Genomic DNA, 20,165 nt, shown 5'->3' on the forward strand with positions numbered 1-20,165 from the left:
GGTTTATTTAGCAGGGCGCTGCCGCAGGTGCGGGGCGGGGGACGGAAGGAATAAGAAAATGTGGCCAGCGTCCAAATTTAGACCCGAGCTAAGGCGAATTTACACCACTAATAATCCGTACGCACGGATCAACTCCATTTCTTCGGATTGCCAGAAATCTACGAACCCCTCCTCGTAAGCTTCCATCGTCGCCTTGAGGGTGGGGTAGGGTTGGGCGTGATTCCCACAGCGGATCAGGAGGTCCCGTACCCACCTCCCCTGCACCTGCGGCAGCGCCAAAGAATCGGTGTCGCGGCGATCGAATAAGGTGAGCTGTACTTGTTTGTCGTTGAGGACTTCGAGATCGGGCGTACCGCCCACCCAGACGAGTTTGCGGCTGGTGTGGCGAAGGGCGTCCTTCTGGTACTCCAAGGACCGCTGAATGTACTCCGGGTCAATAGATGTTTCAGGAATCTCAAAGTCGAACCACTCCTGCAAGGGATAGTCGAAACAGGTGCCGTGCATGTAGTTGAAGAGCGACTTTTTGAGGCCAAAACTGAACTGCCCGTGGTCGATGCCCGTAGCGTCCTTGAATTGTACGTCGTTGTTGGCAAACGTGATTTCCTTGAGGTCCGGAACCACCCCATAAGCCTCCGGGTCCAAGCCGACCGGGCTGTGGGCCGTTAGTGCAAATTGGTGCCAGAAACCCGACTGGATAACCCCCGCCTGAAACAGCTGCCGAACCATCTCCAGGCTATCGACCGTCTCCTGAATAGTCTGCGTAGGGTAGCCGTACATGAGGTAAGCGTGAACCATGATCCCCGCATCGGTGAAGGCGCCAGTGACGCGGGCAACCTGCTCCACGGTCACCCCCTTCTGGATGAGGGCTAACAGGCGATCGCTCGCCACTTCCAAACCACCCGAAACGGCGATGCAACCGCTGGCTTGCAGGAGCCGACACAAATCCGGCGTAAAATTCTTCTCGAAGCGGATGTTAGTCCACCAGGTCAATCGCAATTTGCGCCGGATGATCTCCAGCGCTAAATCGCGCATGAGCGCGGGTGGGGCGGCCTCATCCACGAAGTGAAAACCATTTTCACCGGTTTGGGCAATGATCTCTTCCATCCGGTCCACGAGCACGGTCGCGCGGACGGGCTGATAATTGCCGATGTAGTCGAGACTAACGTCGCAAAAAGTACACTTGCCCCAGTAGCAGCCGTGGGCCATCGTGAGCTTGTTCCACCGCCCGTCGCTCCACAAACTGTGCATCGGGTTGGTGACTTCGATAACGGACACATATTGGTCAAGTGGAAGCCCGGTGTAGTCGGGCGTGCCAACGGCGTTCATCTTGTAGTCCTGACGGAGGGAGTAGTCGTTGTGAATCACCTCGCCATCCTGCCGCAGGAAGGTCCGTTTGTAGAGTTGGTGGTTGGGGTTTTGGGGGCTGGGATCAATGAGGTTGCTCCACAGTAACTCAATGGGTAACTCTCCGTCGTCCAACGTGATGAAGTCGAAGTAATCAAATACCCGCGGGTCGGATACGGAGCGTAATTCCGTATTCGCAAACCCTCCACCCATCGCGGTTTTGGTGACGGGGTAGTGCGCCTTGATGTATTGGGCGCAGCGAAAGGCACTGTACAGATTGCCGGGGAACGGGACGCTGAAGCATACCAATTTTGGCTGTTCTTCCTGCATTACGGCGTCCAGCAGCGCCAGAGTGATACCGTCAATAAAAGTTGGTGGACCGCTTAGTTTATCGTGTAATTCTTCGAAGGAGTTGGCACTACGCCCGAGCCTTTCCGCGTAGCGGGAGAAGCCAAAGTCGGGATCGAGCGCTTCAACGATGAAGTCCGACAGATCCTCCAGATAAAGCGTGGCCAGGTGCTTAGCCTTGTCTTGGTGGCCCATGGCCCCGAAGGCGTAGTCGAGATCACTGAGTTGGTCAAACCGACTAGCATGCGGCAAAAAATTCTCACTTGCAATTTGTCGGGCCAGCGTCGGTTGCTTCCCCTGCAGAAAGGCAATGACGGATTCAACGGACGCGAAATACTCTTCCCGCAGCGCATAGATCCGCCGTGCGTTAGCCGATACGATCGTCTCCCGCTCCGCCGCCAACGCAAAGGCTTCCCGTAACCTTGGCTGGCTAAACAGCTCGAGGATCACTTCAATTCCTAGGTCCATCTGCCGCGCCGGTATCCCCTTGGTGTTTAGGAACCCCTTGAGGTACGCCGTAGCCGGATAGGGCGTATTGAGCTGCGTAAAGGGTGGGGTGATGAGGAGCATGGTGGATTCCTGAGACTAGTGCAAAATAGAGAGGCCGGTGCCGACAATCAATCGGTACCGGCCTCCGTGATGGCGAAGCCATGGGCTCCGTAGGTCTAAGATCTAAAGTCTAAGATCTAATTTCTACAGATGAATCACCTCATCATAAGCCGCCGCAGCCGCTTCCATCACCGCTTCGGACATCGTCGGGTGAGGGTGGATCGTCTTGATGAGTTCGTGGCCGGTGGTTTCCAATTTACGGATAGCCACGGCTTCGGCGATCATTTCCGTCACGTTGGCACCGATCATGTGGGCACCGAGGAGTTCACCGTATTTGGCGTCGAAAATGAGCTTTACGAAACCTTCCTTGACGCCGGCGGCACTTGCTTTTCCACTTGCGCTGAAGGGAAATTTACCCACCTTCAGTTCGTAGCCCGCTTCCTTGGCGGCCTTTTCCGTGTAACCTACGGAGGCGATTTCGGGGATGCAGTAGGTACAACCGGGGATGTTGTTGTAGTCAATCGCTTCGGGCTTCAGGCCGGCGATGTTTTCTACGCAAGTGATGCCTTCCGCGCTGGCTACGTGGGCGAGGGCGGGGCCGCTCACAACGTCACCGATGGCGTAAACGCCGGGGGCGCTGGTGCGGTACATGGCATCTACTTCGATGAGGCCACGCTCTACCTTGATGCCCAGATCTTCCAGGCCGATGTTCTCGGTATTGGGGGCTACGCCGGCGGCAGATAGGACCACGTCACATTCGATGGTGACATCCTTACCCGTCTTGCGGTTCTTGGCCGTCACCTTGATGACCTTACCGGAGGTATCGATGGTCTCCACCGCGGTGTTGGCCAGGACGTTGATGCCCTTCTTCTTGTACAGCTTAGTAAGTTCCTTGCTGATGTCGGCGTCTTCGCGGGGGACGAGGCCTTCGGGGGCAAATTCTACCACGGTCACTTCCGTGCCAATACTGGAGTAGACGTAGGCAAACTCGGTACCAATGGCACCAGCGCCGACTACGACCATCCGCTTGGGCTGCTTAGCCAGCGTCATGGCCTGTCGGTAGCCGATCACCTTTTCGCCGTCGATGGGCAGATTGGGAAGGGCGCGGGCGCGGGCACCGGTGGCTACGATGATGTGTTCGGCGCTGTAAGTGGTGGCCTTACCGTCAGCATCGGTTACTTCCACCTTTTTGCCACGGAGCAGCTTACCCGTTCCGTTAATGACTTCGATCTTGTTCTTGCGCATCAGGAAATTTACGCCCTTGCTCATGCCATCGGCGACGCCGCGGCTGCGTTTGATCATCGCGGGAAAGTCCATCTCTGGCTTGGAAACTTTGATGCCGTAGTCGCCAGCGTGCTCGATGTACTCAAACACCTGCGCGCTTTTGATGAGGGCCTTGGTGGGGATACAGCCCCAGTTCAGGCAGATTCCGCCGAGGTTTTCGCGTTCGACCACGGCTACCTTCATGCCGAGTTGGGAGGCGCGGATCGCCGCTACGTAGCCACCGGGGCCGCTTCCAACAATAATTAGATCGTAAGCCATAATTTTGTAGTTATTTTGGCGCAAAGGTAATTCTTCGCGTCTTACGTTAGTTATGGTTGCTCCATAACCGTTTTGTAAAATGAAGTCCGGCAGCCGCTGGCCACCGCTAACGTTACAAATCGAGGTTTAGATCATTCCATCTTCGTTCTTCTACTGATTCCAAAAGCAGACACCAAATGAGATTCATTACGCTGACCAGCGCCGCTATTGGTGTCCTGCTCCTCCTTTGCTCGTGCCAGCCGAAGGAAAAGTCCACTTTCGATACGCCCCCCGACCCCTACAGTCTTCCCGCGATGGATGGCGACTTCCTGAACGTAATCGTGGAAATCCCCGCGGGTACCAACCACAAGATTGAATTTCGCAACGACAGCGGTTTTACAAATGACACCGTTGCAGGTGGCGACCCCAGAGTGATCAACTTCTTACCGTACCCGGGTAACTACGGTTTTGTACCCTCCACCTTGATGGATAAGGAGCGCGGAGGCGATGGCGATCCGCTGGATGTATTGGTTCTCAGTGAGAGCGTTCCTACCGGTGCCTTGATTGCAGTTCAACCCATCGGCGCCTTACTCCTGCGGGATCGTGGTGAAATTGATACAAAGATCATTGCGGTACCTCGAGATTCATCCTTGCGCGTATTTACGGTGGACAACTACCTCGACTTCGCCCTCAAACAGGACGCCGCTCGCCAAATCATTGAAACTTGGTTTCTCAATTACAAGGGGCCAAACAAAACAGAACTTCTCCGTTGGGAAGACGAAACCTACGCCTGGCGAGAGGTACGCAAATGGCAGAAACGATGAACAGAGTATACTTCGCGGCTGTTATAAAGTCCAAGAAGTAATAAAACATTTGTTTGATTATTTCGTTTTATGTTTGCTTTTGTGACTTTTTGTTTATTTCTTGCGTCTACCTTACTGATGTCTAAACTTCTCTTTTCGGCAGCGTTTTCTTTCCAATCTGCGTTCCCGAAAGGCGGTCTTCAAATCACTCAACATGAAATATATTATCGCTTTAGCCGCGCTAATCTTTACGGTAAGCGCCTCCGCCCAAACCTTTAAGTGGGATAAAAAGGGCGCTGACGCAGGTGCAGTGAAAAAGGTCGAACCTTCCACCAACAGTAAGGCATACTCCGAACGTCAGATCGGTCTCGCCGGTGAGTACAGCGCTGATGCGGCTGGGACTCAAACCATCTTTGGTGAGCGCTACGTACCGACGCTGCTGACGGCTAGCCACCCAACTCTGCCACTAGGTTCCCTCGTAAAGGTTACCAATCTGTCTAACAACAAAACGGTTACCGTCCGCGTGAACGATAAAGTTCAGACCTGCAAGGACTGCTTAATCACTTTAAGTGCCGCAGCCGCTGAAGAACTGGACATGAATCTTCGTGGCCGCGTCGCCGTGGAGAGAACGGGCTTCAGCAACTGGAACCCTACCGTAAGCGGGAAAGCGCAGGCACCTCAACCCGCTACCTACGGAACTGTCCAGCCAGCCCGGACCCCTACTCCTGGCAACGACGGACCAATTTCCATAAAGGGCGAAACGTATGGCTGGGACGCAAGTCCTAGCGATGCTCCGGCCACTCGCGCTAGTGAAACGGGAATCGTAAAACCGACGGTTTACCGAGAGCCAGCAGCCTCACCCCCCTCCGCACCGGCAACGTACGGCAGCGCCCAACCTACGATCTTTGATAAGGAAGTAGCCCCCATCGTGGCCAGCAACGAAGCGGACTTTATCGAAGCTGGTGCTCAACCCGTTGTAGCGGCACGCCCAGCTACCGCTATTCCAGCCCAAGGGCAGCCCAACCAGGTAGCTCCTCCCGCACCGACCGTTCCTTATTTTCAGGATGGCCGGACGGTAGCTGCACCCAGCGACTTCCCAGTTCCGCAAACGGCAGTAATTCGCGCTGCACCAAATAAAGCCAGTATGCCTGCTCCAGTTGTTGCCAGTAGTAATACCTCCGCGAATGTGACAAATGCGAATGCTAGCCCATCCAGCAGTCAATCTACCGGTCACGTCATCCAACTTGCTGCCTATAGCAACTTAGACTACGCGAAGGCCCGAGTGGCCGAACTTAGCAAGACCGGTGTTGCGGGCGTGTTCTACCGTACGTTCACTAAGGACGACGGATCAACCATCCACCGCGTTTATTCTGGCTTTTACCCGACACGGTTGGAAGCACAGAAAGCCGAGGCTTTCAATCGTTCCAATTTTCAGTTGACCGGCGTTGTGACTGAGTTGAAATAGGTTGCCGTAAAAAGTTTGTTAGGCCCATTTGGATTTATCTTCCAAATGGGCCTTTCTCTTTTTTGCTTTGCTAACATTGTACAGTACTTTTAGCAACCAAACTTCAAAAGGTGAGGTTTGTACTGTCTTACAAGCACCTTGAGACCCTGTTTTCGCGTTTTTCTGTTTTCTTTCCAATCAAGCTACACAACGTTTTCGATCATGAGTCAACAAACACATCACCCGCCGATGGCGGTGATCTTTTTTATTGGGTGCATACTGCTGTTTTTACTGATGGGCTGTGGCAACAACGAGATAGATCGTAGTGTACTGGTATTCTCTAAAACTGCCGGTTTTCGCCACGCCTCCATTGAAGAAGGCAAACAGATGTTCCTCAGCATGGGGGAGGAAGAGGGCTTCAGAGTGGATACTACCGAGGATGCATCCGTCTTCACCCAGGAAAATCTTGAGCAGTATAACCTGGTTGTTTTCCTAAGTACTACTGGCGACGTCCTTAACGGAGATCAACAGATTGAGCTGGAGCGCTTCATGAAAGCCGGCGGCAATTGGATGGGCGTTCACGCTGCTGCGGATACGGAGTACAACTGGCCCTGGTACAATGAACTTTGCGGTGCCTATTTCCTCAGCCACCCCAAACATCAGGACGCCGAAATGAACGTGCTGGAAAATACCCACCCAGCCGTAGCCCACCTGGGAGAAAAATGGTCCCGCTTCGACGAATGGTATAATTACAAAAGCATTCAGGATGGTATCACACCTATCCTTAGCGTAGATGAGACCACTTACGAGGGAGGGGAAAACGGAGATTTCCACCCCATCGCCTGGTACCGTGACTTTGAAAACGGTCGCTCGTTTTACACTGGGGTGGGTCACACCAAGGAAAGCTACTCCGACCCTCAGTTCATCCAACACATTAAGGGCGGTATGGAATACCTCTGGGGTAAGAACCAAGCCGTTAATTACGACGGTGTAAAGAAGAGCCCGGAAGCCAATCGCTTCCAGGTGGAAGCCCTCGTTACTGGCATGTCGGAACCCATGGAAATGGACCTCCTCCCCGACGGCCGTCCCATCTGGATCGAACGGAAAGGAAAGATCAAGATCTACGATTTCGACTACGAGATGTCCCTGGAAGCAGCGGAGCTCGACGTGTGGAACAAGTTCGAGGATGGTGGCCTCGGTATCGCCGTGGACCCCAACTTCTCGGAGAACAACTGGCTCTATGTATACTACAGCCCCAACGGTGAAGCATCCATCAACCGACTAAGCCGCTTCCAATTTGTGGATGATAAAGTAGACCAGTCAACCGAGCAGATTATCATTGAGGTACCCACGGACCGCAACGAATGTTGCCATTCTGGCGGCAGCATTGAGTTTGGCGGAACTGGCTTACTTCACCTCTCCATCGGCGATAATACCAACCCCTTCGAATCCGACGGCTTCGCACCGATCGACGATAGCCGCGACATCCCCAATTTTGACGCCCGCCGCTCCGCCGCAAATACGATGGATTTACGGGGTGGGATCATCCGCATTAAGGTGGAGGAAGATGGTTCCTACACCATTCCTGAGGGCAACCTATTTACCGACCCAGCAATAGGTCGCCCTGAGATCTACGCAATGGGCATGCGGAATCCCTTCCGTATCCACGTGGATCAGCACAACGGCAACGTTTACTGGGGTGACATTGGCCCGGATGCCCGTCAGGATAGTACCGGCATGGGCCCCAAAGGGCACGACGAGGTCAACGTTGCCCGCGAGGCCGGTTTCTTTGGCTGGCCGCTGTTCATTGGCGACAATAAACCCTATCACGCCCGTGATTTTGCTGATGGGACGACCGGTGCGGCACACGATCCTACTAAGCCTGTGAATACTTCCAAGCTTAATACGGGTGCGCAAACACTCCCCCCGGCACAACCCGCCATGATCTACTACCCATATTCGAAGAGCGAAGAGTTCCCAGAAATGGGTACGGGTAGCCGCAACGCGATGGCCGGACCGGTCTTCTACCGCGATGACTACCAGAACAGCGAGCACCGTTTCCCCGAGCATTACGATGGTAAGTTCTTCTTCTACGAATGGGCCCGCGATCAAATAATGGTGGCCGATCTGGACGAAACTGGTTACGTTACGGACATGGAACGTTTCCTTCCCGATACCAAACTCCTCCACCCAATGGATATGCTATTTGGGCCGGAGGGTGATCTTTACATCATTGAATACGGCCACAAGTGGTTCAGCCATAATAGCGATGCACGGCTGCTCCGGATTCGCTACAACGCCGGCAACCGGGCCCCAGTACCCGCCATCGAGATCGAACACCGCATTGGCGCGGCACCGCTGGCCATCGTCGCAAGTGCAGCGAATACAATTGATTACGATGGGGATGAAATGACCTACGAGTGGTACTTAGGTGAAGATAAAATAGGTGACGGGCCCGAACTGAAGTACAGTGCCTCGGAGAAGGGTAGTCAACAACTAATTCTAAAAGTCGACGATGGAATGGGCAATACGGCCAGTTCCGAAGTCAACTTGTTAGTGGGTAATAGTCTCCCCGAAGTGGCCGTAGAATTGCAGGGTAACCGCTCTTTCTTCTTCCCCGGCCAATCCGTGGCCTACGCTGTTTCAGCCTCCGATGTGGAAGATGGTAACATCGAGCCTGAAAACATTACCATCACCTTCGATTACCTGGAGGGAGAGGATATTGTTCAAATTGAAGCGGGCCACCAAGTAGCGGGAGAGAGCACGGCATTTGCTGCGGGCAAAGCGCTCATCGCCAATAGTGATTGTAGCGGCTGCCACCAGTTGAACGAGGCCAGTAGTGGCCCTGCCTTCTTGGCCATTGGTGAACGCTACCGTCAGGATAAGAAAGCCGCTGACTACCTGGCCGGTAAGATCATCGCCGGCGGCGGAGGCGTCTGGGGAGAGCGTGTAATGGCTGCTCATCCGGACATCGAGGAGGCGGACGCCAAACAGATGGCCGAGTACATCCTCAGTCTGGCCGGCCCGGCCCCGTCTCAGGTTAGCTTGCCTGCACGTGGCAACTTGGCGTTGAACAAGCACCAGGATAACATTCCTGGCAAGTATATCCTGCAAGCTAGTTACACCGACAAGGGTGGTGGAGCGGCCCTTCCGCGCCTCACTACGAAGGAGGTCATTGTACTCCGTAACCCAATGATCAGGGCCGACAAATTCACTAGTGGTAATAAAGTGATGGCTTACCACATCGAAGCGGAGGATAACCCAATGGGCGACGAAGCCGCCGATGTACTCGTTGCTTCCGGTGGCGGCTGGTCCAGCTACGGTGATCTTGACCTCACGGGCATTGACCGCATTGAAACGCAGTTGGCCCTCGCTCCCGGTATCACTTCCGGTGGAACGATTACCGTCCTGGCTGGTCACCCAACTACCGGAAAGGTAATTGGGCAGGGTACGCTCAAGCAGGGCGTCACCACCTACGGGCTGAATGAGATGATCATTGAACTTAAGGATCAGCCCACTTCGCCAACGCCGATTTACTTTAAGTACAAGGCCGATGATGGCGGGGCCGAAGCGGTTATGGCCGCCGTGCTGTCCTACAAATTTCTTCCCGCTAGCGCTAGTAAATAATTGTGAACCTATCTCCGGGCTGGTCAGTTAGCTGGTGAATAATCCCGTATGCGTCACCTCCTGATTGTCTTGCTGCTCGGCACCGTGTTGTTTCTCTTCAGCTATTGTGGCAAAACGACCCATCAGCAGGGCCACGTGCTGTACGATCAGCACTGTGGGAATTGCCATATGGAGGACGGTGCCGGCCTCAGGCAATTGATCCCGCCCCTCGCCGGCTCGGATTATTTGCGTGATAACCCCGCGGCTGTGGTTCACGGTATCGTGCACGGAATGCAGGGCCCGCTGGTGGTAAATGACATTACCTACAATCAACCCATGCCGGGCAATAAAGAACTCACGGAGTTTCAGATCGTCAACATCGTTAACTACATCAACCAGGCCTGGGGAAATGATTACGGCCTCATCACCGTGACCGACGCCCGACAATGGATGGAGTGACCATTATGCGTTCCTACTAATTTCGTACTTTGCCATCCCGCACGCCGCCCGATGGCACACCATATTGGCGCGTACCGCGGGCCCACCAAAACCGGGTACTCACCTATGAAGCCATATTTGTCCTTCCTTCTGCTGCCTTTGTTTTTCTCGTTATTCCAGGCGCCCCTTAGCGCCGGCGACGGCATTACAACACCTGGCGTCTTAAAGTCTCTGGTAATGGAGCCCGAGGTGTCCATCGATGGCCCGGATACCATTCTAATCTGCCGCGGAGATACTGTTCAGCTTACGCAAACCAATAATGTCGCTGATGCCGGATTGCGTTGGTCGCCCGAGGAGGGTTTACTCAGTGCGCTGGGCGACCCCACCGCAACGGTGGTGCCAGTAGTTTCACGCTACTATAAGGTCACGGTCAGCAACGCGGACGGCACGGCATCCGATAGTGTCTATATCAACGTCAACCAACTCATCGTACCCGAGCTAATTGCGGATACTACCGTTTGCGAGGGTACGGCGCTGCCGCTGGTGCGAAGTTTGGTGGACAATACCCGTGGTACAACGTACCAGTACTCACCCTCAAGGCGCTTCGTCGAACCGACGGACGTAAACTCATTAGTTACACCGACGGCAGGCGGCCGCCCGGAGTACACCCTCATCTCTACGAGTGCTGATGGTATTTGTGCGGACACCCAACTAGTAAGCATACAGGTAACTCCAAGCCGACTGACCATTTCTCAACCGGACACCGTTTTCCGCTGCAACGATGAAGACCCGCTCAGCCTACTTGTTACCGCGGCCCCAGATGTTACGACTGGCGAGATCACCTGGTCCCCCCGCCAGGGAATCATCGACGATCTCGCGCAGGGTGGCGTAAACGTCCGCCCAACGAAGGACATCACCTATTTTGTATCCGCCGAAGTCAATGGCTGCCCCCAAACAGACTCCGTCCATATCCGGGTTGATTCACTACCGACGGACCTTTCCCTCACCAGTGAGCCGGTAATGGATCCCTTCTGTATCGGTGATACCTTCAACCTCCGCGGCGAGGTCTTCGACGTGGGGGATTTCCCCTTGATCCAACACCAGTGGTTGACCTCCCCCGGCATCCAAAGCCCGGAACGTCTGTACCAGGGCATCTTCATCGCTCAGGACTCCGCCCTTTACCAGCGGCAGACCGTCAATGGTGCCTGCGTGGATACCGCGGAGATTCAGATTAATGTCATCAAGCCACCCATTTTGATCAAAGACCCAGAGAATCCGGTCGCCTGCCCCGGTGAGCCCCTCCAGCTAAACGTATCCTTTGATCCCACCCGCCCGGCTGGAGAATTGACGTGGATGGACCCCACCGGTGCGTTGAGTTGTACCGAATGCCTGGACCCCGTCGTCACCACCAACCAATCCGTCACCTTCATGATCGAGGTGATTGCGGAAGGTTCGGACTGCCCGTCGATGGATAGTTACACAGTAAATATTGCACCCGACGTATCTCCCGACCTAACCACAAATACTGTGGTATGCCCCGGTACGAGCCTGAGCTTAATCACTGGAAATGTCCGCGACGGGATCGAATATGAAATCTCGGGTGGTGGACAGGTGTTGCTCGATCCAAACGCGGAGGTGACGCCAACCCAAACTACGACGTATACCGTTACGGCCCGCAATCCAGCATTCGAGGCGTCTTCGGCGTGTGGAACGGTAACGCAGGAGATCACCATCCAGGTAGCGGATACCTACGAGTTATTCCTGGACGCGCCGACTAGCGTTTGCGTCGGCGAGCAGGCCAACTTTACCGCAAGGGTGGAACCGAATACCCCGGGCGTATTTTCTTACACGTTCGGCAACGGTGGTACCTCTCAGGGCGCCAACGCTTCCTTAAATATCACGCGAGACACCACGGTCAGCGTAACCTTTATCGACAATGCTGGGTGTAATTCCCTCACCCAAACCGCCACCGTTCTGGTGGATCTCGCCGGCATCCAACCGGGAATCGACGCCACCACTCTGAACGGTACCGAAATTTTGGGTACCGCCATCATTCAGGGAGCGGAGATTGTACTAACGGCTACGGGCGTTCCGGACGACTTTTCGGGTACCATCACCTGGGCATCCAATAACGGCAGCCCGTCCACTGGTACAGGACGCAGTATTACCGTCCGTGCGCCTGAGGAAGGGCGCTCCTTGTCCTACACACTTACGGTTAACCCGGACAACGGCTGTGAGTCCTCTGCATTCATCACTTTTGAGCTGGTGGAGGAACCCTTCGCTATCCCAGAGATCATTAGCGCCAACCAGGATGGACTCAATGACGACTTCCAGGTGTTTTTTACTGGTGGTACTGCGGTAGACGACTTCAGTTTGCTGGTATTCAACCGCTTTGGGCAGGAGGTCTTTAACTCCAGTGACCCGGAGGAAGGCTGGGATGGTACCAAGAATGGATCTCCTCAGAACCTGGGCACTTACCTATTTCTCACCAAGTTTACCATTGCCGGGCAGGAATTCCAGCGGGAAGGGCAGTTTTCTTTGGTCCGTTGATCCACTACCAGAAATGTAAAAAGGGGTAGATACGCTGAAGTATCTACCCCTTTTTCATTTCTATAATGTCAGTCTTTATTATACCATCCGGCTGTGCCAGCTATCCTCCAGTGGCCGCTCGAAGATCTGCCGAAGTTCTCCGACCTCTTTAATGAGGGTGTCAAATACGATGGTATCGTTGGGTAATTTACCGCTGTGGTACAGCTCCTTGAATTCGTCCTTACTAACGGTTTGGATTTCTCCTGACTCATCCCGGTAGCTGAAACGCATGCGGTTGAAGAAGTCGACACCAATCTCCGCGCCAATTTCTTTGATCTTGTTGACCGAACCGTCGATGGAGCAGCCACTGGCTTCGGCCTGTGTTTCATCGACTGCGATCACTAAAAAGCGGCCGTGAAGAACATCCGCAGCTGCTTTTAGCTCCTTGCGGTGACTTACCCACTCCTTAACGTAGGCTTGCATCGCTGATTTGACGACTTTTTCCTCCTCTGCATTCAGTGCGCGTTCGGCGCCATAGATCCAAATTCGGCTTTCCGGCGAGATGGTAGATAGTGTAGTAGACAATAGTACTGAGTTTGGTCGCCGCAAAGGTAGCTGCTGCCGGTTATAGTTATGGATGGATCCACTGATGGAGTCGTTTCCGAAGTAGTTTACCGGTCCCCCGTGACCCCATTTCATAGCACCTGCGGCAGCGCCCAAACTCCTGACGTCTAATTGTAGGATCCATGCATTTGCTGGGTCAATTATACAGCGAAGGGGAACGATGATGCTTGCTACCTAGACGCCGTCTAAATAAGATGGCCATTCATGAACAAGTTTGTTAAAGAAATGTCATGAAAGTATCTTTGCGGCACTCTAGGACGGGCAATTTTCGCCCGCTCCGGCGTAACTTCTTAAATGTCAATTACATAATGGCATACCAGCTTAAACTGACCAAGACCCTGCTTCTGCTTTGCTGTCTCTTCCTGAGCAGCTTCACGGCTTTTGCACAAGATGAACCCGCCGCAGAGGCACCCGCACCCACGGAAGTGGCCGGTGAAGCTTCGGCCGGTGGCGTGGCCGTCGGGGCGGGAGATTACTCCAAGGGTAAATCCGTCTGGAACGCAAACGCGTGTGGTACCTGCCACATTAAAAACATGAAGGACAACGGTACCGGCCCCGCTCTCGGTGGGGTTGAGGAGCGCTGGGCTGCGGAGCCGCGCGAGCACCTTTACCGTTGGGTGCGTAACTCCCAAAAACTGATCGCTTCCGGTGAATCCGCCCGCGCTATCCAGGTGTGGAACGAGAATAAGCCGAAGATCATGTCGACCTACACCAAGTTGACGAATGACGACATCGAACACCTGCTGGCTTACATTGACGGACAGTACACTGGAAACATTCCTGGTGGCCCTGGCCCTGATGTTGCTGGTCCTAATGGTATTCAAGCTGAAGAGGCAGACAACACCTGGATCTTTGTTATCCTCGGCATTTCCTTACTCCTGCTTTCCCTCATCCTCGCCCGTGTAACCAGTAACATGCGTTACCGCGTTGCTGCCAGCGAAGGTGCAGCGCCAACCCGCCGCACACTCGTAGAAGTGCTAACTAGTAAGGGAGTTATTGCTTTCGTAGTCTTTGCCCTCGTGGTACTGGGTGGTTACACGACCGTCAACCACGCCATCGACCTCGGCCGCCAGCAGGATTACCAGCCGGAGCAACCCATCAAGTTCAGCCACGTTACGCACGCAGGCCTCAACAAGATCGAGTGTCAGTACTGCCACGACGGCGCCCGCCGCTCTAAGCACTCCGTGATTCCTGCCGTTAATACCTGTATGAACTGTCACCGCGCCATTAAGGTGGGTAGCCAGTACGGTACGGCCGAAATCACCAAGATATTTGCTGCGATCGGTTACGATCCCAAGACCGATACCTACATCGAGAACTACGAGGACCTGACCAACGAGGAGATCAAGGCGCTGTACTCCAGCTGGATCCTAGAGAATCAGCAGAAAGAATACGAGAACCCTGCGGAGATCGACTTCGACGAAGTAGAAGAAGAAACGGAGCGTCAACTCGCTGCCCTAGAGGATGCACTGACCAATGAGTACACAGGTGACGATAAGATCGCAGGACCAGTTGAATGGGTACGTATTCACAATCTCCCCGACCACGCTTACTTCAACCACGCCCAGCACGTAACTGTGGGTAAGTTGAAGTGCCAGAACTGTCATGGCCCGGTGGAAGAAATGGAACTCGTCTACCAGTACTCACCACTCAGTATGGGTTGGTGTATCAACTGTCACCGCCAGAGTGAGGTGCAGTTCGAAGAGAACGACTACTACAAGGCTTACGAACGCTACCACAACGAGATTGAAGACGGCGTGCGTGCCGGCGTAACCGTTGAGGATATCGGCGGCCTGAATTGCCAGCGCTGCCACTACTAAGTCGGTTCTCCACTTGCCTTAGCAGGCTCACCTATTCGTATTGCCTCAACCACGGAGGCTTTTCCAACCAGAAAGAAATCATCCCCAGGGAATGAGTAAGAATAACAAACAAGTTTGGCTCGGTACTGATCAGTTAGAGTCCAGCGCCGAATACGTAAAGGCAACCGATAACGAAGTTGCTCAGGTAACTACCCAGGACCTCGAGTCCCCCCGTCTAGAGAGCAGCCGCCGTGACTTCCTGAAGTACCTCGGTTTTGGTATGACGGCTGCTACCATTGCGTCCTGTGACATTCCCGTCCGTAAGGCAATCCCATACGTCAGCAAGCCAGATACCATCGTTCCCGGTGTAGCTACTTACTTCGCCTCTACGTTCGCTCAGAGTGGAGACTACGTGCCGTTGCTCGTCAAGACTCGTGAAGGCCGCCCAATTAAGGTGGAGGGTAACGGTATGAGCCCCATCACTCAGGGTGGTACTACGGCTCGCGCTCAGGCTGCCATCCTTGGTCTGTACGATACCAGCCGCTTCGACGGTCCTTACCGCATCATCGAAGGTAAGGCCACCAGCGATCGTGACCCTAGCAATAATGATGGTTGGGATATCATCGATGGCGAAATCATGGGCAAGCTGACCGCCGGATCTCAGATTCGGGTAGTTACGCACACGCTGATGAGCCCCTCCACATTGGAGGCGATCGCTGAGTTCAAAAAAGCATACCCCAACACGGAGATCGTTCAGTACGACCCCGTATCTAGCGCCGCCCTGCTGGATGCCAACCAGGCTACTTTCGGCAAGCGTGCTATCCCGACTTACCGTTTCGACAAGGCGGAGACAATCGTCAGTTTTGGCGCTGATTTCCTCGGTACCTGGATCAGCCCCGTTCAGTACGCCCGCGACTACGTTCAGGGTCGCAAGACAAACCAGGCGCGCATGAGCCGCCACATCCAGGTAGAAAGCGGTATGTCACTTACCGGGTCTAACGCTGATAACCGGATCATGGTCAAGCCAAGTGAGCAAGGCCAAGCCATTTTGGCACTCTACGGAGCAGTTGTCGGTGGAGGGAGCGCTTCACTTTCTGGTGCAGTCGCCGAAAAGATTGCCGCGGTCGGTGCGGAACTCAAGCGTAACCGCGGTCGCAGCCTCGTCGTTTCCAGTAGCAATAACCTTGGAGAACAACTTCTCGTTAACGCCATCAACGAAGCGCTGGGTAACTACGGTTCCACCATCATGACCGATAAGTGGAGCATGCAGCGCAAGGGTGACGACAAAGCGATCGCCCGATTCGCCAGCGAGTTGGAGGCCGATACCATCGATGCTGTCTTTGTTTTGGAGGGTGCCAACCCCGTCTATGACAACCCGTGGGGCGCGACCATCGCTGCTAACCTCAGCAAAGCAACCATTGCGGTGAGCCTAAGTGGTGTCCCAAATGATACTAGCGTCCTTTGTAACTACGTAGCTCCCGATCACCACTTCCTGGAGAGTTGGGGCGACGTTGAAGCCGTTGAAGGTGAATTGAGCCTCATTCAGCCAACCATTACGCCAATTTTTGCCAGTGTGGGTCGTGCCGGTACGCGGCAGGCCGGTGAGTCTTTCCTCATTTGGGGTAAGTCCGCCACCTACCAGCCAGATGCTGATCAGCCTTACCTGGAGTTCGTAAAGAGCGTCTGGGAACGTACGGCATACAATCGCCAATCCGGTTTCACTGCCTTCCGTTCTTTCTGGGATTCAGCGCTGCACGACGGTGTTGTTACCCTGGGTGGCGGTACACCATTCACGGCTAGTACTGACGCTGAAGCCGTACCGTTAGCTGCCCCTGCCGCCTTCAATCAGGGCGCTGTCGCGGGTGCGATGCAAAGGGTTAATGTACAAGGGACCGGCCAGGAAGTCAGTTTCTCGGAAACGATCAACGTGGGTAACGGCGTCTTTGCCAATAACCCCTGGTTACAGGAGTGTCCCGACCCGGTTACGCGTACCGTATGGGGTAACTACCTCACCATCCCGGTAAAGTGGGAAGGTGGCAATAGCTATACCGCTTACAATGACCTCAACGCCGAAGAATACAAAGGCAAGGCCGATATTGTTAGCCTCCGCCCCGGTGGCGACAAGACACCCGCTGATGTAACGGTGGTTCGTCAGTTCGGCCAATTAGAAGATACCTTCTCTATCGCCGTAGGTTACGGCCGCAAAGTCACCGGAATGTCCGGCCGCGCAATTGGCCACGACATCGGCGTAAATGTTTACCCCTGGCTTCCAGTCGTAGATGGTTACGTACAGTACTACATCACGGGCGCGGAAGTGTCCGGGGTTGTGGACAACGAAGAAGAATTTGCCTCCGTCCAGTACCACCACACGATGGGTCTTACGACCAAGAATGAGGCTGGCGCGATGGTCTACTACGATCGCCACACCGGCGAAACCGTAGAATATGATCGTCCGCTAACGGATGAGGAAAAAGAACACCTGGAACCCTTCCACGTCGACGAAAAGACGGTCATGGAACTGGGTGAAGGTATGCAGGGTGGTCTCACCAAGCGTTCCATAATTTACCAGGGCACTTTCGCTGAGTTGGGTGAACTAAAGGGCGAGATCAAGGAGCGCCGCGAGGAAGCACAACACCTTAACGAGCAAACACTTTACCCTTACGAAGAGTACGCGGAGAACATCTACGGACAGGGTCACTGGTGGGCGATGCACGTCGACCTCACCGCCTGTATCGGTTGTGCCGCCTGTGAGGTAGCCTGTGTGGCGGAGAACAACGTTCCGATCGTAGGTAAGTACGAAGTATGGCGCCACCACGAAATGAAGTGGATGCGCATCGACCGTTACTTCTACGGCGACGTCGAAAACCCCCGTGCCGTCTACCAACCCATGATGTGCCAGCACTGCGACAACGCTCCGTGTGAGAACGTTTGCCCGGTAAACGCCAGCCAGCACAGCAATGAGGGGCTTAACCAGATGATCTACAACCGCTGTATCGGAACCCGTTACTGCGCCAATAACTGTCCCTACAAAGTCCGCCGCTTCAATTGGTTGGATTTTACTACTGGTGACCTCTTCAGCTCCAACGAACCCAGCGTTCAGGACGAGGAATTGGCCTTCGGTGCGGACAACCTGACGCGGATGGTTCTGAACCCAGACGTGACCGTACGTAGCCGTGGTGTAATTGAGAAATGTAGCTTCTGTACCCAGCGCCTTCAGGCCGGCAAGCTGACCGCGAAAGTGGAAGGCCGCCGCCTCCGCGACTCTGACGTACGGACCGCTTGCCAAACCGCCTGCCCCACGGGTGCCATCACCTTTGGTGACCGTAACAACAAGCAGGGTGAAGTAGCCGCAAAACTGAACAACCCGCTAAACTACCTTGCTCTTGAGGAAGTGAACACCCAAAGCGCCGTATTCTACGCTGCACGGGTGCACAATCCCATGGACGAGCTGGTCTAATAGCCATTGATTCTCTACGGTTCATGTTATTGACTTGGACCGCGGAGGTAAACTGAGATAACCGGCACCCAGCCGCAAACTATAAAAACTGATGGGTGAGTAAGGGTACTTGAATTCTGTGAGTCATCTCACATCAAGCACCATTAATTACCAATCGCATATTAATACCTAATGAGTGGACATGTAGCACCCGTTCGCAGGCCGTTAATCACGGGGAACAAAACGTACCACCAGATCACGGAGGATATCTGTCGCCCAACGGAAACGGCGCCTTCCCTTTCCTGGGTTATTACGTTTATCCTTTCCGTGATGTGTTTGGGCTTGTTCGTCTTTTCCGTCGCCTGGACGATCTGGGTTGGAATTGGCTCCTGGAACCTTAACCGTACCATTAACTGGGGTTGGGATATCACCAACTTCGTTTGGTGGGTAGGTATTGGCCACGCCGGTACGTTGATCTCGGCCATCCTTCTCCTTTTCCGCCAGAAGTGGCGTACGGGGGTAAACCGCGCCGCGGAGGCCATGACGATCTTCGCCGTGATGTGTGCCGGTCAATTCCCTTTGATTCACATGGGTCGCCTCTGGTTGGCCATCTTCATCTTCCCTTACCCGAACACGCGTGGCCCACTGTGGGTGAACTTCAATAGCCCACTACTGTGGGACGTATTCGCCATTTCTACCTATTTCACGGTATCGTTGCTGTTCTGGTACGCTGGTTTGGTTCCCGACTTGGCTACGGTTCGTGACCGGGCCAAAGGCCTTCGCAAAAAGATCTACAGCGTAGTGTCCTTCGGCTGGAATGGTTCCGCTAAGCACTGGCAGCGTTGGGAGAGCCTTTCTCTCATCCTCGCCGGTCTCGCTACGCCACTCGTTCTTTCCGTACACACGATTGTATCCTTCGACTTCGCGACTTCCGTAATTCCCGGTTGGCACACGACGATCTTCCCTCCCTACTTCGTAGCGGGTGCGATCTTCTCTGGCTTTGCGATGGTACTGACGCTGATGCTGATTGCCCGTAAGGTCCTCCACCTGGAAGATTACATTACGATCGAGCACATCGAGTCGATGAATAAGGTAATTCTGCTTACTGGATCGATCGTGGGTGTGGCTTACCTCACGGAGCTCTTCATCGCCTGGTACTCCGGCTACATCTACGAGCAGTTCGCCTTCCTCAACCGGGTGCTCGGGCCTTACTACTGGTCCTACATCGGGATGATGCTGTGTAACGTATTATCGCCGCAGATCTTCTGGAGCAAGAAATTGCGGACAAGTCTGTTCTGGACCTTCTTCATGTCGATTTTCATCAACATTGGTATGTGGTTCGAACGCTTCGTCATTATTGCTACAACGCTGGCCCGTGATTACCTGCCCTCCAGCTGGTCCTACTACGTACCTACCTGGGTGGAGATTTGCATCTTCATTGGAACCATCGGGCTGTTCTTCACCCTCTTCCTGATCTTCACCCGGGTTGCACCGGTAGTAGCGATTGCGGAAGTGAAATCTATCCTGAAGACCTCCGGCGACCAGTACATCGGTCCTAACGCCCACCACGGGCATAGCTACGGACACGGTCACCACGTGCCCGCAACGGCGAATGACCACGCGGCTGGTTCTACGGTAGATATTGACCCAGCGGACCCTAACCGTCGCTTTGACGGCAAACCTGACTCACAAAAAGACAGCTACGGCGGCGACAACTAATAACC

Annotated in this window: 11 protein-coding genes; 8 read left to right on the plus strand and 3 right to left on the minus strand. The window is 54.2% G+C overall.

Annotated elements, in window-relative coordinates:
- Positions 1–99 precede the first annotated feature (99 nt).
- Together A3850_RS12945 and lpdA are read right to left on the minus strand one after the other, a co-directional pair.
- Positions 100–2,262: a radical SAM protein gene (locus A3850_RS12945; RefSeq protein WP_068217123.1), complete on the minus strand. Its 2,163-nt coding sequence runs from the start codon at positions 2,260–2,262 to the stop codon at positions 100–102.
- 123 nt (positions 2,263–2,385) lie between these two features.
- Positions 2,386–3,783 (minus strand): dihydrolipoyl dehydrogenase, encoded by a 1,398-nt coding sequence (lpdA, locus tag A3850_RS12950; protein ID WP_068217125.1) that lies wholly within the window; start codon positions 3,781–3,783, stop codon positions 2,386–2,388.
- Positions 3,784–3,959: 176 nt separating this feature from the next.
- Between lpdA and A3850_RS12955 the strand changes: the two genes are divergently transcribed.
- The 5 genes from A3850_RS12955 (at position 3,960) to A3850_RS12975 (ending at position 12,603) form a co-directional block, all read left to right on the plus strand.
- Positions 3,960–4,586, plus strand: a complete 627-nt coding sequence (locus tag A3850_RS12955) for an inorganic diphosphatase (RefSeq protein WP_068217127.1) — start codon at positions 3,960–3,962, stop codon at positions 4,584–4,586.
- Positions 4,587–4,779: 193 nt separating this feature from the next.
- A complete protein-coding gene (locus A3850_RS12960) occupies positions 4,780–6,030 on the plus strand; it encodes a septal ring lytic transglycosylase RlpA family protein (RefSeq protein ID WP_068217129.1) in 1,251 nt (416 codons plus the stop codon).
- Positions 6,031–6,231: 201 nt separating this feature from the next.
- Complete coding sequence (locus A3850_RS12965; protein WP_082921795.1) at positions 6,232–9,636, plus strand: ThuA domain-containing protein; 3,405 nt, start codon at positions 6,232–6,234, stop codon at positions 9,634–9,636.
- A 48-nt stretch (positions 9,637–9,684) separates the two neighbouring features.
- Positions 9,685–10,074: a cytochrome c gene (locus A3850_RS12970; protein ID WP_076639950.1), complete on the plus strand. Its 390-nt coding sequence runs from the start codon at positions 9,685–9,687 to the stop codon at positions 10,072–10,074.
- 105 nt (positions 10,075–10,179) lie between these two features.
- Positions 10,180–12,603, plus strand: a complete 2,424-nt coding sequence (locus tag A3850_RS12975; RefSeq protein ID WP_197494052.1) for a gliding motility-associated C-terminal domain-containing protein — start codon at positions 10,180–10,182, stop codon at positions 12,601–12,603.
- Positions 12,604–12,681: 78 nt separating this feature from the next.
- Here the strand turns inward: A3850_RS12975 and A3850_RS12980 are convergent, their stop codons facing one another.
- Positions 12,682–13,167 (minus strand): hypothetical protein, encoded by a 486-nt coding sequence (locus A3850_RS12980; RefSeq protein WP_068217136.1) that lies wholly within the window; start codon positions 13,165–13,167, stop codon positions 12,682–12,684.
- 347 nt (positions 13,168–13,514) lie between these two features.
- On the opposite strand from A3850_RS12980, the gene A3850_RS12985 reads away from it, so the two are divergent.
- The 3 genes from A3850_RS12985 (at position 13,515) to nrfD (ending at position 20,160) form a co-directional block, all read left to right on the plus strand.
- Entirely contained in the window at positions 13,515–15,026 is a 1,512-nt protein-coding gene (locus A3850_RS12985) for a c-type cytochrome (protein ID WP_157501135.1), read from the plus strand.
- A gap of 91 nt (positions 15,027–15,117) precedes the next feature.
- Entirely contained in the window at positions 15,118–18,462 is a 3,345-nt protein-coding gene (locus A3850_RS12990) for a TAT-variant-translocated molybdopterin oxidoreductase (protein ID WP_068217138.1), read from the plus strand.
- A 171-nt stretch (positions 18,463–18,633) separates the two neighbouring features.
- Positions 18,634–20,160: an NrfD/PsrC family molybdoenzyme membrane anchor subunit gene (nrfD, locus tag A3850_RS12995; protein WP_231915322.1), complete on the plus strand. Its 1,527-nt coding sequence runs from the start codon at positions 18,634–18,636 to the stop codon at positions 20,158–20,160.
- Positions 20,161–20,165 lie beyond the last annotated feature (5 nt).

The organism is Lewinella sp. 4G2, from assembly GCF_001625015.1.
Classification (GTDB): domain Bacteria; phylum Bacteroidota; class Bacteroidia; order Chitinophagales; family Saprospiraceae; genus Neolewinella.

Excerpts from the sequence above, each read along its gene's own strand:
- A3850_RS12965 (WP_082921795.1), top strand. The coding sequence starts at position 6,232 with ATGAGTCAACAAACACATCACCCGCCGATGGCGGTGATCTTTTTTATT.
- A3850_RS12955 (WP_068217127.1), top strand. The coding sequence starts at position 3,960 with ATGAGATTCATTACGCTGACCAGCGCCGCTATTGGTGTCCTGCTCCTC.
- A3850_RS12990 (WP_068217138.1), top strand. The coding sequence starts at position 15,118 with ATGAGTAAGAATAACAAACAAGTTTGGCTCGGTACTGATCAGTTAGAG.
- A3850_RS12945 (WP_068217123.1), bottom strand. The coding sequence starts at position 2,262 with ATGCTCCTCATCACCCCACCCTTTACGCAGCTCAATACGCCCTATCCG.
- lpdA (WP_068217125.1), bottom strand. The coding sequence starts at position 3,783 with ATGGCTTACGATCTAATTATTGTTGGAAGCGGCCCCGGTGGCTACGTA.
- A3850_RS12970 (WP_076639950.1), top strand. The coding sequence starts at position 9,685 with ATGCGTCACCTCCTGATTGTCTTGCTGCTCGGCACCGTGTTGTTTCTC.
- nrfD (WP_231915322.1), top strand. The coding sequence starts at position 18,634 with ATGAGTGGACATGTAGCACCCGTTCGCAGGCCGTTAATCACGGGGAAC.
- A3850_RS12975 (WP_197494052.1), top strand. The coding sequence starts at position 10,180 with ATGAAGCCATATTTGTCCTTCCTTCTGCTGCCTTTGTTTTTCTCGTTA.
- A3850_RS12960 (WP_068217129.1), top strand. The coding sequence starts at position 4,780 with ATGAAATATATTATCGCTTTAGCCGCGCTAATCTTTACGGTAAGCGCC.
- A3850_RS12985 (WP_157501135.1), top strand. The coding sequence starts at position 13,515 with ATGGCATACCAGCTTAAACTGACCAAGACCCTGCTTCTGCTTTGCTGT.